General features: G+C 73.0%; 5 protein-coding genes. 2 read left to right on the forward strand and 3 right to left on the reverse strand.

What is annotated here, in order from left to right:
* Nucleotides 1–13: 13 nt before the first annotated feature.
* From G407_RS0124520 to G407_RS29930, 3 genes are all read right to left on the reverse strand, one after another.
* Complete coding sequence (locus tag G407_RS0124520) at nucleotides 14–2686, reverse strand: DEAD/DEAH box helicase (protein ID WP_029032927.1); 2673 nt, start codon at nucleotides 2684–2686, stop codon at nucleotides 14–16.
* On the reverse strand, nucleotides 2683–10227 hold the full coding sequence (locus tag G407_RS0124525) for a sacsin N-terminal ATP-binding-like domain-containing protein (protein WP_029032928.1): 7545 nt from the start codon (nucleotides 10225–10227) through the stop codon (nucleotides 2683–2685). The genes G407_RS0124520 and G407_RS0124525 overlap by 4 nt, the downstream gene beginning before the upstream one ends.
* A 218-nt stretch (nucleotides 10228–10445) precedes the next feature.
* Nucleotides 10446–12365: an ADP-ribosylglycohydrolase family protein gene (locus tag G407_RS29930; RefSeq protein ID WP_245259174.1), complete on the reverse strand. Its 1920-nt coding sequence runs from the start codon at nucleotides 12363–12365 to the stop codon at nucleotides 10446–10448.
* Between the two features lie 90 nt (nucleotides 12366–12455).
* Between G407_RS29930 and G407_RS29935 the strand changes: the two genes are divergently transcribed.
* Together G407_RS29935 and G407_RS32410 are read left to right on the forward strand one after the other, a co-directional pair.
* Nucleotides 12456–13124 carry a recombinase family protein gene (locus G407_RS29935; protein WP_084327793.1) on the forward strand — a complete coding sequence of 223 codons (669 nt, stop codon included), beginning with the start codon at nucleotides 12456–12458 and terminating at the stop codon, nucleotides 13122–13124.
* 93 nt (nucleotides 13125–13217) lie between these two features.
* Nucleotides 13218–14471: a PGN_0703 family putative restriction endonuclease gene (locus G407_RS32410; protein ID WP_210163161.1), complete on the forward strand. Its 1254-nt coding sequence runs from the start codon at nucleotides 13218–13220 to the stop codon at nucleotides 14469–14471.
* Nucleotides 14472–14601: the final 130 nt, after the last annotated feature.

Consider the following 14601-nt stretch of genomic DNA (forward strand, 5'->3'; position numbering starts at 1 on the left):
CATTGCCGCTCCGTCAGCCGGACGGCTCCGGCTCGGCCGGAGGTCCAGCGGGCAGAAGCAGCATTTCGGCGCTCGCCTCGGGCCGGGCGAACAGCCCCACCCGGGTCGGGAGGGCCTGCGCCAGCGCCGCGAGGAGCCGTGCGGACACGCGAGCCGCGTCGCTCGCGTCCTCCGCCTCGTGCGGGCGGGCGGCGCGGCGGCGTCCGACGGTCGCGATATGGTTGAGACGAACCAGCAGCTCCCAGTCGGCAAGGATCTCGACCTCTCCCGCGCCGCGCTCGGTCGCGCCGAGCACGACGCGGCGCGCCGTCGCGCCGAGCCCGGTCACCGCATCCCTCACGGACGCGATCAGGAGCGGCGCCTCGAGGCCGTCGAGGCGGGCGGAGCGGACCTCCAGCGCGCGTGCGTCGTCTAGCGCGAGGTTGACGAGCTGGTGCCCCACCCCGAGGACGCGGGTCGCGGCGCCCTCGCCCTTCAGGGTGCGGTCGAAGACGAGCCCCTCGTAGCGCTCGTCGACGCTCCACGACCGGCTGCGCCAGGCGTCCGGCGTCTTGAAGGCGAGCGCGCCGTCCTCCGCGCGTGCGACGCGCCGGCCATGATGCGCGAGCACGCCGGCGAAGAAGGGCTCGAGCGCCGGCAGGTCGACTTGCGGCACGTCGCGGCCGACCGCCTGGAAGTCGAACCGGGCGACGTTGCCGAACAGGTCGCGCGCCGTGTCGATCACGTCGCGCCCGCCGAAGGTGCTCGCGGTTCGGTCGAACCAGGCGGCGAGGCTCTCCCCGGAGCGGCCCTGCGCGCCCGCGTAGAGCTCGTCGAAGAACGCCTCTCCGGCGATCCCGATGACGAGCTGGGTGATGTCCTCGCGCTCCTCCATCGCGTTCGAGAGCGCGTCCTGGATGCGTTGCAGCTTCTCCGTCAGAAGGTCCCAGATCCGCGCCTCGACTGTGTCGGGGTTTCGCATCAGGAAGACGTCGACGGTCTTCGTCTGCCCGTAGCGGGAGAGCCGGCCGACGCGCTGGTGCAGCCGCATCGGGTTCCAGGGCATGTCGACGTGCACCAGCGTCGAGCAGCGCTCCTGGAGATCGATGCCCTCCCCGCCCGCCTCTGTCGAAACGAGGAAGCGCACCGCCCCGCCGTTGAAGTCGTCGGCGGCGGCCTCGCGCCCGACCGAGAGCGTCCGCGGACCGAGCGGCGTCGCGACGCCGTCGAGACGTTCGTCGCCGTTGATGAAGGTGGCGCTGCCGAAGCCGAAACGCTCCTGCAGGGCGTTGACGACGAGCGCCTGCGTCGCCTTGTATTCCGTGAAGAACAGGACCTGCTCGCCCGCCGCGATCTCGTTCTCGAGAAGGCCCAGCATGCGCTCGATCTTGGTCTCGCGCGGAATCGCACGCCCGAGCGCGAGCAGCTCGTCCAGCCGCGAGATCTCGTCGGCGAGCAAGAGCTCCGCGAAATCGCCGGCGGCGTCTTCGTCGTCGGCCTCCTCCGGGCCCGCCGTCTGCGACGCGCCTCCGGCGCGGGCGCCGGCGAGCATCGACGCGAGCTTGGCCCGCCGCTTGCCGAGCGCGCTCAGGATCGCGGCGACCGAGCTCGCAGCGAGCTTCTGGAGCGTCACGAGGACGAGCATGCGCGCGGTCTGCGCGCGTCCGCCGAGGCTGATCGCATAGGCGCGGCCGTCGAGGATGAAGGCGCTGAGCGTGTCGTAGAACTCGCGTTCATGCGGCGAGTAGGCGTAGTCGCGGCTCTGCGTGCGCACGGGCTCGAACAGCCGGCGTCCGCGCAGGTCGGTCACGGTGGCCTTGTTGTTGCGGATCATCGCCTGCGACAGGCGCGGAAGCTGCTCTGCGCGGTCCGCCTGCGGATCGAACAGGTCCGGCCGCAGCAGGTTCATGAGGCCGAAGAATCCCCAGTCCTTGCCGCGGTGCGGCGTCCCGGTGAACAGGATCAGGCTCTCGATCTTGCCGCGGTCGCGCAGCTCGCGAAGCAGGCCGTAGGCCAGCGTGTCGCCGCTGCGCTCGTCGAGATTGAGGTGGTGCGCCTCGTCCACGATGACGAGGTCCCACCCCTCGGCGTCGAGCAAGCGACCGCGCGCGCCGCGGCTGTCGGAGCGCAGCGTATGGAAGGAGGCGACCGCCATCGTCGCCGTGTCCCAGAAATTGCTCCGCGCGCTGTCGGAGGCGGAGACGTATTGCTGGAGCCTGATGTCGAACATCGTCTTGAGGCGCGCGCGCCATTGCGGCACGAGCTTCGCCGGCGCGAGCACGAGCAGGCGGCGGACGCGGCCCGAGGCGATGAGCGGCATCAGCACGAGCCCCGCCTCGATCGTCTTGCCGAGCCCGACATCGTCGGCGACCAGCCAGCGGAACGGCCAGGTGCTCGTCACCTTGCGGCAGACCCAGAGCTGATGCGGCAGGATTTGCACGCGCGAGCGCGAGAACACGCCCCATTGGTCGTTCACCGACCCGATCGCGAGCGCCTGCCCCCGCAGAACCGCCTCAACGGGATCGCCGAGCGCCCCGCCGGCCAGCGCCGCGGCGAGGCTCGCGGCCGGCCTCAGCTCGCCTGCCGGGACGCGCTGGATCGCGCTCTCGAACTCGACGACGACGAGATCGCCCGCCTGAACGACGACGACGCCCTCGCCGTGGCGATCGTGACGGACGGCGGCGCCCGGCTCGAAGGTGGGGGTCATGCCAGGCTCTCCTCGGCCACGCCTTCGTCCTCGTCGTCCCCGATCACGTACTCCCAGGGCTCGTCGGGATCGCCCCGGAGGCAACCGGCGAGCTCGCCTTGGAACTCCTTTCGAGCGATCGTCTGCAGAGGCAGGTCTCCGTCGCGCAGCAGGGCGTCCGCGCGGTCGCCGAGATGCTGCGACACGAAGTGCCAGATCGCGGGGCTCACATCCATGTCCGCCTCGTCCTCGAGCCCGGCCCCGAGCCGATTCAGCAGTTTGCGCACCCGCGCGGTCCCGCACCAGCCGTAGGGCGCCGCCGCCGCCCGCTCCTCGACTGTCCAGAATCCGGTGCGCCCGAGCTCGCGGATCATCCAATTCGCGCCGAGCCCCAAAGTCCGCACCAGCGGGGCGGCCTCGATGCCGGCCTCGCGGAAGATCGGCGAGTAGGAGGGCGTCAGGATATTCGACAGGCTCACGGGTCCCGACGACCGGACCGCCTGTGGGAAGACGGTCGCGATCCAGGCGTAGGTCGGCAGCCAGCGGCCGATCTTATAGAGGTCGACGAGCGCGCGGCGCCAGCGCCAGTGCGAGAGGTCGAGCTCCTCGGCCCCCGACCACGCGCGCAGGCGCCGGTGCCACACGGCCGGATCGTCCGGCGCGTCGGCGCGCCCGATTTCGCTCCACCAGCCCTCGGCGGCGGCGCGCTCGAGGAAGGAGCGGTGCTGTCCGTCCTGCGCACCGCCGAAGCCCTGGAAGCAGGCGAGCGCGAGGAAGGAGAACCAGCGGTCCCGCTCGGCGAGGCCGGTGCGGCCGGCGGCGCGCGGCAGCGAGGCGGGGGCGAGATCGCGGGGATAGGTACGCTCCTCGTAGCGCCGCACGAGCGCCTCCCGGTTCTCCTCCCACCAATCCCAGATCGCGCCGAGACACTCCTCCGCCGACGCGGTCGGGGCGACGACGTCGACGAGGGTCGGTGTGATCGGGGCGGGGGACCAGAACTCGCGCTCGTCGCCGATCAACTTCGCGAGGAGGGTGTTACGGCGCTCGCGCGTCCAGGCAGCCGTCAGGTCTCCAGCGGCGAGCCCTTCGAGCGGACGCATCCAATGCGGCGGGTCGCGCAGCAGCGCGTCCTTGAAGTCGTGCCTCTCGTCGTGGTCGACGAGATAGGCGAGCACCGCCTCTCGTGCATCGGGGCTCTGCGCCGTGCTCGCCCAGGCGCGCAGGGTTTCGCCGTTCGGGCCGTAGCCCGATCGGGCGATCAGCACGAAGCCGAGAGCGTTCCGGTCGTAGCTGTCGTCCAGGACGCGGTCGGGCGGGGCGAAGCGCGCGCGCAGGTTTTCCGCATCGTCTCCCGAGCGGGGCGCCACGAGGACGCCGGCGCGACGCCACGCGCCGGTCCGATCGGTGAGATGAGCCCGGCGTGCGGCTGCGAGGATCTCCGCGTACTCGACCTGGAGCGGCGGTCTCGTCAGCGCGCTCGGGTCGACCAGCGCGCCCAGCTCGGCGGCGACGGTGGGTGACACCCGCGCCTGCGCGCCGAGCACGCGGTCGATCAGGCTCGCCATGCCGAGCCGCTGCGGCTCGGCGCCGAGCCGGCGCAGGTCGTGCGCGGCGGCGCGCGAGACCAGCGGCGGCAGGTCGTCCGCGATCCCAAGACCGGCCAAGGTTCGCAGAAGGCCTTCGTCCGCGAGGGCGTCCACCGCCTCGACCATCCCCTCGCCGAGGCGGACGTGCTGCGGGAACGGCGCCGGCACGCCGGTCGGCGCGACGGGCGCCTCCGCCGCGAGCGCCGCGACTCCGCATCCCTCGCCGTGCAGATGCTGCGCGAGCGGATCGTCGAGATCGACGCGGAACAGGCCCCACAGCCGCTCGAGGAAGCGCTCGCGCGTCGCCTCGCCGGGGTCGCGGCCGATATGCGCGCAGAAACCCGTCCAGTCCGAGGTCGCGCGCACGAGGTCCTTCAGCCGCCGCCCGAGCGCCTGGCCCATGCGCGCGAACGCCTCCTCGCGATCCTCCGGGTCGTCGGCCAGAGCCGTGCGGTTGGGGCTGAGGCGGAACGGGCCGTCGATCATCCAGCCGCTCTCGACCGCGTGCTCCAGCGGCGCGGTCCACCACAGGCGCGGACCCTTCGGGAACCGAACCGGCCCGCTCTCGCCGAGCGAGACCGCCATGCGGAAGCCGTCCTCCAGGTCGAGCATCAGGGCGTCGTAGGTGCGATCTCCCACCACCGAGACGACGCGCGCGCCGGGAACGCCCGCGAGCGGCCGCTCGACATCCGCCCGCTCGAAGGACACGGACCGCTCCTCCTCCACGATCTCGACGCGCCGGATCGCCTTGGCGAAGAGCGGAACCCAGGGCGCCGCGCGCGCGAAAACGGCGACCGCCTCCCGCCCGTTCGCGACCGCGTCCGCGTCGAAGGAGAGGCTCACGAGGGTCGCCTCGGCGTCGTCGCGCCTGTGCCGCGCCGCGGCCCGCGCGCCCTCGGGCCATTGCAGCGGCAGCATGCCGCCCACGATCCGCACGCCGAGGAGGGCCGAGGCGACCCGCACCTCGCTCGCGAGCCCGTGCACGACCTTGAAGCCCAGGCCGTACTTGCCCGTCGTCGTGCGCTCGCCCGGCTTGTCGGAGCCGTGGAGCATCAGCATGTTCTCGAGGTCGCGGTGATGGCCCAGCCGCTCGCCCGCATCGCGGTCGCGGCCGCGCTCGTTGATCGGCCGGCCCCAATGCACGGCCTCGAAGCCGCTCGCCGAGGCCTCCAGGCGGAAGGCCCTCGGCGCGTCGGCGCCGTCGCGCTGGCGCGTCGCGTCGTCGGCGTTCTGGAACAGCTCGAAGACCGCGCGGCTCGGGTCGTAGCCGAACTCGACGAGGCGGTAGCGAACGAGGGCGAGCAGGCTCGCTTGCGCTTCCGGCAGCCGGACGAGCGCGTCCCAGAGCTCGCGCTCGCTGCGGCGGCGGGCGTCCGGATCCGGCTTGCTCGTCACCAGAAGCCGCTGCCGCGTCGCCGCCTCGTAACGGGCGACGAGCGGGCCTATCACGGCGTCCGCCTTCGGTTTGACCTGCCGGAGCAGGGTCGGCAACGCCTCCCGCAGCGCCGCCTGAGTGTGCTCGACGAGATCCTGCGACGGACCGCCCTGCATCCCCGGCAGCGTGGCGACGGCGGCGCGCTGGGCGTCCATGTGCAGCGCGAGGCACTCCTCGGTCACGATGCGCACGAGCCCGCGCACCGCCTCGATCACGTCCTGGGCCGAGAGGCCGTCGAGCGCGCGCTCCTGCACCTGCACCACGTGCAGCCGCAGGCGCGCGCCGTCCGGATCGCGCACGGGCGCGCCGTTCTCGTGGCCGGCGCCCACGACGAGCGCCTTGTCGTCGCCGATGGGGGCGTCGAACGGCTCGCCGGATAGGGCGACCTGGCGCGAGACGGCCGCTCGCGCCGGCTCGAGCACGATGCGGCGCGCCGCGATCTCCTCCTCGAGGCGAAATCCCGACAGGGCCGGCTCGAGGGCGGCGTCGATGCGGCCGATATGCTCGCCGATGCCGGAGATCGCCTGACCGGTCCAGGCGCGCATCGCCTCGCGCATCGGCTCGGAGCGCCCGGCGAGCGCCAGGAGCGTGAGCGCCAGTTCCGGCGGAACGCGTCCGCGCAGCCGCTCGAGGAAGAAGGCGAAGCTCTCGGCCGAGCGCCGATCGAGGTCGCCGTGGGCGGCGGCATCGATGACCCGAGGCTGGTCGCGGTCGGGGCCGCTCTCGGGCCCGTCCGCCGCGTCCGATGCCTTGGCCAGCGCGTCTGCAAAGCTCTCGTCCAGAAGGCAGGACGGCGCGAGCCCGTGGCCTCGGGCGGCCACGGCGCGGCCGCTGCGCCAGGACCCGTCCCGGGTCGGCACGTCGATGCGCGCGACGATCGCGCGGCGCTGCGCCTCGGGCAGACCGCCGAGCGCCTCGAACAGGCGTCGATAGCAGCGCCGCGCCGCCTCGGCCGCATGACCGGTCTGCGCCGCCGGACGCGCCAGCACGGCCATGGTCTCGGCGGCCGCTTCGGGGTCCTCGAACGTCTCTGCGGCGCGCAGGCTGCGCAGGACGGCCGCCCGGCCGGAGACGACCGCCTCCGGCCCGTCCATCACCGCGCGCCCCAAGGGCCAGCCGGGCAGGTGCAGGTCGACGCCGTGCGCGGCGAGCGCGCCGAGGTCGCGCGCGGTGTCGGCCTCCCATGCGACCGGGAGCCCGAGAACGCCGAGCGCCTCGACCTGGAGCGCCAGCGCGTCGATCGAATCGGCGTCGCTCGGCAGGACCTCGCTCTGGAGTCGCGCGAAGCCGGGATGCTCGCGCACCTGCGCCGGCAGGCTCGCCGCCGCGTGAAAGCTCGCCTCGTCGTCCCGGCCGAGCAGGCGGCGGCAGGCCTCGTCGACCGCCTGAGGGAGACGCAGCACGTCCTGAGGCGCGACCAGCCGATCGCCGAGCCGCAGCCAGGCGCGCGCACGCAAGCGCTCGCGCAGCACGCCGTCGAGCGGCCCTTCGAGGTCGCCGAGCGCGTCGAGCACGACGCCGCGCAAGGCGTCGGCGTCGAGGAGGCCCATCGAGAGGCCGGCGAGGGCCGCGCGCAGCTCCGCCTGCGCATCGTGAGGCGGCACGACACGCTCCTGCTGGGCGCGGGCGAGCGCGCTCGCCGCGGGGCGCACCCGTTGGAGAACGGGCCTCAGGAAATCGGGAACGCGGCGGTCGGCGGCGCGGCAGACCGTCTCGTCGAGCGCGACGAAGCGGCCCGCTTCCGTCTCGTGCAGGGGAAGGTCGGCCAGGAGGGCGTCGGAGAGCGGCGCCTCCAGCAGCGCCGTCGCGTCCTCCGGAGAGAGAGGGAGCCGCCCCGCTTCCAGCGCGGCGCGGAGAATGCGCTCGAGCGTCTCGGGATCGATGGGCGCGAGCCCGATCGCGGGGCGATCCTGCTCGTCGATCGCGCTCACCACGTCGCGGGGCGCGACGAACACGTTCTGCGACGCGGGGATCAGCCGCTCCAGCAGCGGAGCGAGCGCGGGATCGACGATGTGGACGCGCGCACGAGGGTCGCCGGCCTCGGCGATGCCGGCGGCCAGCCGCCGCACCGCGCTCCAACGGTCCGGGCCGAGCGCGCCATCGGCGGCGATGGCCTTCAGGAGCGCGCGCCGCGCCGGCCCGTCTCCGAACCGCCGAGCCCTGTCGATGCAGGCGACCATCGCGTCCGTCGACAGGCGCCAGTCGCGGCTTCTCAGCGTCCCGAGGAGATCGGCGTGCACGCCGGCGGCGACGTAGAGCTCGAGCCCGGGGAGCGCCTGAAGCAGCGCTTTCGCGTTCGTCCGGGTCGGCGGCACGCCGAGATAGAGCGCCCCGGCCTCCGCCGCGCGGTCCAGCTCGCCGAGGGACAGCGAGACGCGCTGCTGGGCGGCCTGGCGCGTCACCGGGACCAGGCGGACGTCGCGGAAGTCCGGATCCTTGGCGAGCGCGCCGAGCGTGCGTCCGCTCGCCTCGATGAGCCGGTCGGCGGCGACGACGGCGTCGGCCGCGCGGGCGGCGTCGCGCTCGTCCAGAACGAACCGCTCCAGGGCGCGCAAGAGCGGCAGGAGGGCGCCCCGATTCTCCAGGCGCGAGACGGCGCCCTCGGCGCGCCACTCCTCGCGGGCGACGAGAACGTCGACGGGAGCCGCCGCGAGGGCGGCGAGAATGTCCCGATGCGCGGCCCGCTCGGGGATGTAGGCGACGGAGCCGGGCGGAATGCGGCGGACGATCGCGCGCATTGTCTCCGTGGGCGCGAAGGAGCCCTCCTCGCCCATCGCGCGGCGCACGAGCTCGCGCAGGCGCGCTCCGACCGGCTCCGTCCCGGGGGCGACGCCCGCGACATCGAGCAGCGACACGAGCGCCGCGGCGAGCCGCGGCGTCTTGAGCGCGGAGGCGGGCACGAGCGCGAGGAGGTCCGCCAACTCCTCGGGCGACCAGCCTGGGGCGGGGCGGACGAGGGCGCGCGCGCCTCCCTGCGGGTCGGCGGCGCAGATCGACAAGCCGCGCGCGGCGACGAAGGCCGGCAGGCCCGGCAGCAGCGCCGCGAGTTCGGGCCCGGCGAGCAGCGACGCGGGTAGCGGCCACAAGCGTGCGTGGGGGGCGAGGACGTCCCAGGCGAGCCCGCCCGGCTCGCGCCAGACCTCCGCCAGCACGGCCTCGGCGCAGACGGCCCGCCCGTGGCGTTCGGTCCATGCGTGCGAGACGAGCGCCTCGACGATCCGCGCCAGATCCGCCGGCCCGACGAGCCCTTGCTCGAGCGCGTCGCGGAGGAGGCGCGGCACGAGCGGCAGCAGGAGGCGATCCCGCAGGGCGCGGTTCCAGCGAATCGGCACGGTTGCGGGCGCCTCGTCCGACGCCTCGAACCCGTCAATGCCCCGACGTCCCGCGTCGACGAAGAAATAGCCGTGCAGCAGCAGGCGATAGGCCGTGTTCGCCTCCGGCCCCTCGACGGGGAGCGGGATCGCGTCCGTCTCGCCGATCGGCAGGAAGACGCCCCAGGAGATATCGAGCGTCGGCCGATCCGCTTGCGTGCGCACGAGGATCGCCGCGGCGTGAGGCTCGGCCTTCTCGGGCACGGGCGTTGCGTCCGCGGTCAGCCGGCTGGGCCAGCTCTCGCCCGACTTGATGGCGCGCAATGTCGGCTCGGCGTACGCGAGACGCTCCAGGCCGGCGAAGGGCAGGCCGACGGCGGCGCCGCGCCACGTCCGCGTGATCGCGCCCGAGAACGCGCGGTCGACGTCGGGGTTCTTCTCGCGCGCGCTCGGATCGGGCCCGTCCTCGTCCGCCTCCGCCAGCGCCGCCTGGCGCCCCCCGGCGCGGTCGAGCGCCAGGGCCACGGCGCCGTCGCCGCCGATCTTGAGACGCTCCAGATGGCGCGATGCCGCGAGGATGAGCGCGAGCTCGCCCGGGTCGCGGAGGAAATCCGCCATCAGGCGCAGCCGGTCCTCCTGCGCGTCGAAGCACGGCTCGGCGAAGGTCAGCAGCTCGCCGGGCCGCAGGTCGCGCCGCCGCAGGGGCAGCCACAGCGCGAGCGCGCGCTCCGGAAAGCCGAGCGCCCGCGTCGCGCGCTCGATCCGGGCCAGATCCGACGCGACGTCGTCCCAGGCCCCGGTTGTCGCCGCCGCCGCCTCGATGCCGAGGAACGGATTGACCACGAACGGGGCGAGGCCCCCCGCATGCCCTACCGGCGCGACCACGAACGCGTCGCACAGGTGGAACACCGCCTTCTGCCCCAGGCCGAACTTCCCGGCGCTGCGGGCGTCCTGCGTCTTGCTGCTCGCGGAGAGGTGCTTGATCCCTTTCGCGTCTTTCGCCTCGAAGACGCCGTCGTTGACGACGAGCAGCCCCGGCCCCCGCAGCAGCGCATTGTCGGCCTCGGCGTCGAGCCCCGCGAGCAGATGCAGCGCGAGCTTCCCGGCCTCCGCGTCGTCCGCGTTCTGGATCAGCTCCTTCAGGATCGCGAACCGCGTGGGGTAGCGGTCCTTCAGGTCGTTGCGGATCGCGTTGATGGCGGCGCTGTGATCGAGCTCGTAAGCCGGCATGATGTCGTCGCTTTCGCAGCTGCGCCGGATGCCGGACGAAGCGCATCGAGTCGCATGGAGGGCAGACCGCTTATAAGTGTTGTTCAAAAGGCCGGGTCAGGAAATCGGTGCTGATCCCGATTCGGATGATGCCATATGAAATGTTGGAACCTGGTAGCTTTTGCCGGGTGGCAGGACGGCGCCGACGTGATCCCGGCGCTACCCGCGCCGCCGCGCCTTCAGCCCGCCGCCCAGCGCGCGTTGGCATACGGCGCGAGAAACTCTCGCAGCGCCTGCGAGACGCCCGGATAGCTCCAGGCTTCCTTCCAGCCCGCGGCGTGCCCGTGCCGCGCCTCGACCCAGGCATAGAGCGTCTCGTGGGGCACGAGGTACCACTCCCGGGCGAAGGCGGCGCCGCCGTTAGGGTCGGGGAAGAGCATCCAGATGCCGCCGTCCCTGCCGTAGCGCTTCTTGTCCACTGTCGGGCGGCCCTTCAGCTGCACCGGCCTCAGCGCGCCGTCGGGAGCGCGCACGACGAGATCCTCGCCGTAGCAGTCCGCCTCGGGCCGATAGACCCGGTAGCCGGCGCGGATGAGGAGCGCCGTGGCCTCGGCGCGGTTGGCGGCTTCGAGCTCGTTGGAGGTCAGGGTGGTCGGGCTCACGGGGGCATGCATGGGGCGGTTCTCCTCGTCGTGGTCGTCGTTGGTCGCTGGCTCGCCGAGGCTCTCCGAAAGGAGCGCGGCGGCGACGAACTCGATCCGCTCGCGCCAGGCGAGCCGCTCGAGCCAATCGCCCGGGATGCCGGAGGCGCCGTAGAGCGCCCCGGCGAGCTGGCCGGCGACTGCTGCGGTGGTGTCGGAATCCTCACCGAGATTAGCGGCGAGCAGGACGGCGTCGCGGAAGGCCGTCGTGCGGGCCACCGCCCAGAGCGCCGCCTGGAGGGAATGAACCACCCAGCCGGATCCGCGGATCGCATCGCGCGGCAGCCCGAGAAAGCCGCCTTGCACACGCTCCGTCACGGGCGCCGTCAGCACCGCCTGCACCCGCTCGCCGGCGATGGCGCGGGCGATCAGCTCGGCGTAGATCACGGACGCCTCGAGCGTGTCGGGCGAGCCGTGGGTCGTGCGGGTCTGGAGCGCCGCGACGCGCGCGAGCTGTGCGGGGTCGCTCCAGTGGCGGATGGCGACCGGAGCGAGCCGCATCAGCGCGCCGTTGCCCGAGTGCTCCGGGCGGGTCGAGCCGGCGATCGGTTCGCTGGTCCGCTCGAAGAAGCCGAGCGCGCCCCGCGTCGCGTTGCCGATGTCGAAGCACTCGCCCGTGCAGGAATAGGTCCCCTCGCGCCACCACGAGACGAAGCGCGTCATCAGGTCGGCGGGGTCGAGGTCGGGATCGGCCAGCAGGCTGTCCGCGAGCGCCAGCGCCAGTGCCGTATCGTCCGTCCACTGGCCGGGTTCCAGGCCGAACGGGCCGCCACCCATTATGTCGGAGAGGACCGCCGCGCCTGGCCGGGGCGAGAACTCGATCGCGGCCCCCACCGCGTCGCCGACGGCGAGGCCCAGCAACGCGCCGATCGCCCGGTCGCGCCGGCGCTCCTCCACATCGGCTGTCTCGCCTCCAGCAGGCGCGACCGGCCGGGCGACCCAGAGCTCCTGGGACCGGGTCTCAATGGCTCCCGGCCGCACCGCGCGGACCATCTCCATCGCCCTATCGGCCGCGACGCCCGCCTCGACCAGAAGCCGCGCGGCCACCGACCCCGCGCGTCCGAGCCCGCCCTTGCAATGGACGAGGACGCGCCCGCCGCAATCGAGGAGGCGCCGCAGGCGTGCGGACAGGTCGGGCCAGCCCGCCTCGAAGGCCGCGTCCGGGACATCGCCGTCGACGATCGGATGGTGGTGCCATTCCATGAAGCGCCGGCGCACCTCCTCCCCGAGAGTGGGGATCCGCAGCGCCTCGAGCTCGAAGGGCTCGACGAGCGTCACCACGGCCGCGGCGTTCCAGGCGGCGATCATGTCGAGGTCCGTCGCGAGATCGCGGGCGTGCGCGCCGGAAAGCGCGCCGGACTGGGTCTTGCCGGGGGCGAAGGTCACGCCGATCATGCCGATGCTGTCGGGCCAGGCGATCTCGGCGATGCGGAGCGTGTCGTTTCGGTTGTGCATCATATCCATACCTCCATCTGACATGCCCCGGTTTATCGTTCCTCTAAGCGCGGCGGCAGGAGCCGCTGGAGTTTTCCGGAATCGGAGGGGGCGATGCGGGACGTGGATGGTCGGGAGTCGAGAGGCCGGGACGCGGCGGTGGGCTTCTACTGGACGCGGCCGGTGAACTGGGCGGGCTTCACGCGCCTCCCGCGCGATGCGGAGGAGGCGGCGAAGGCGAGCCGCACGATTCGGTACCAGATGGAGCGCGTCCGAGGGTGGACGCGGGAGAACGCGGTGGCGCTCGTCGAGGAGGTGTCGTTCATCGACCTGCGCACGGATCGCGTCACCGACGCCTGCGGCGAGGCGCTGGCCAGGGCGCGAGCGCGCTGCGCGGGGCGGGAGCCGCTGCTCGTCTACGTACGGTTCGATTACGGCACTAGCCATTGGCGCCGGCATCCGCAGCTCGATCGCATCGCGCGCGAGCTCGGCTACGAGCCCATCCCGATCGAGCCGACGCCGGTCGCCGTCGACGGAACGCTCTTCGATCCGATCCGCCACTTCGAGGACTGGCGCGAGCTCGACGTCGCGCAACGTTCCGAGTTCCGCGAAGAGGCCGAGGCGAAGCTGATCGAGGCCGCCGAGCGCATCGTGCAGACCCGCGGGCGCTACGCGGCCATCGCCGCCCTCCTGAACTCCGAGGGCGTGCGGACGAAGACCGGGAAGGCCTGGACCGAGGAGACCGTCCGCAAGATGCTCCGGCAGACGATGTGGTCGAGCTGAGCCCTTGCCGCAACGACGGCGGCCGCCATGCTACGAAGCGTAAAGAACTTCCGTCGGATGGTCCCCTTCTCGACTATCGAAGATGGCTTCCTCATGCCCCTCCCGACCAGCCCCACCCTCGACGAAACGCTCGCCTTCGTGACGCGCGCCCATGCGGGCCAGGTCGACAAGGCGGGCGAGCCCTATGTCGGGCACCTCGTTCGGGTGCGGGAACGCACGTGCGCCTGGCTGGAGCGCTGCCCCTGGCTCGTCCCGGAGGGGGAGCGCGAGGCCGTGCTTCACGCGGCGCTGCTCCACGACGTCGTCGAGGATACCCAGACGACGCAGGACGATCTTCGCGCCATGGGCTACCCGGAGGCCGTCGTGGCGCGCGTCGTCGCGCTCACCCGCAAGGACGGCGGCGCCTACGGCGACAAGATTCGTGCGCTCGCGGAGAGCGAGGACGTCGGGGCGATCCTGATCAAGCTCGCCGACAACGAGGACAATTCCGATCCCGCGCGTGTCGCACGCCTGCCCGTGCCGGCGCCGGAGCGCGCCGCGCGCTACCGCCGCTCGATGGAGATCCTACGCACGGCCCTCGCCCGCGCCTCGCTGCTGCCGAGCGTTCCCGCGGATCGCGTGATCGACGCGCTCGGCGCCGCGCCGGGAGGGGAGATCGCCAGCGGAAAGTTCCTCAGCCCCGAATCGTCCTCGGCGCTCGCCGCCAACGCCTTCGGCCCGTTCCTGGCAGACCCGGCGCGCCTGCCCCAGCTGCCGAACGTTCCCGAATGCGCCGGCGCCGGGTCCGTCGCGCTCGAGGCGGTCGTACGCTTCCCCTGGGCGGGCGGACGGCATCCCTGCCTCGACGTCCTGGTCGAAACGGAGACGGCGCTCCTCGGCATCGAGTCGAAGCGTTACGAGCCGTACCGCGCGAAGAGCGCCCCCGACCTTTCCGACGCCTACGACCGCCCGGTCTGGGGCGAGCGGATGGGGCGCTACGAGGCGATGCGGGACGACCTGCGCGCCGGCGCCGCCGGCTTCCGCCGCCTCGACGCGGCGCAGCTCGTGAAGCACGCCTTCGGCCTGCGCTCCGCCGTGCATCGGGAAGCGCACGAGGGGAAGACCCCGCTACTCGTCTACCTCTACGCCGAGCCCGTCTCCTGGCCCGACGGTGCGGCCGTTCCGCGCGAGGCGATCGACGAGCATCGGGCGGAGATCGCCCGGTTCGCGGATCGCGTCACGGGCGACGAGGTCCGCTTCGCCGCGCTGTCGTACGCCGACCTTCTCGCCTGCTGGGGGGCCTCGGAAGACGCGCGCCTTCGGGAGCATGCGGGCGCGCTCGCGGCCCGGTTCGGCCTCGCGCCGTGATCCGGCTGTGAGAAGCGCTGTACGCGACGTTGCGGCAAGTCGATCGCATTCGTAGGGTTCAGCACAGTTCATCGCGCAACGTCCCGATTCGCTCGCGCCCAAGCGCCGATCACGGAAGAGATTGGACCCT

The sequence above is a fragment of the Salinarimonas rosea DSM 21201 genome, assembly GCF_000429045.1.
GTDB classification, from domain to species: domain Bacteria; phylum Pseudomonadota; class Alphaproteobacteria; order Rhizobiales; family Beijerinckiaceae; genus Salinarimonas; species Salinarimonas rosea.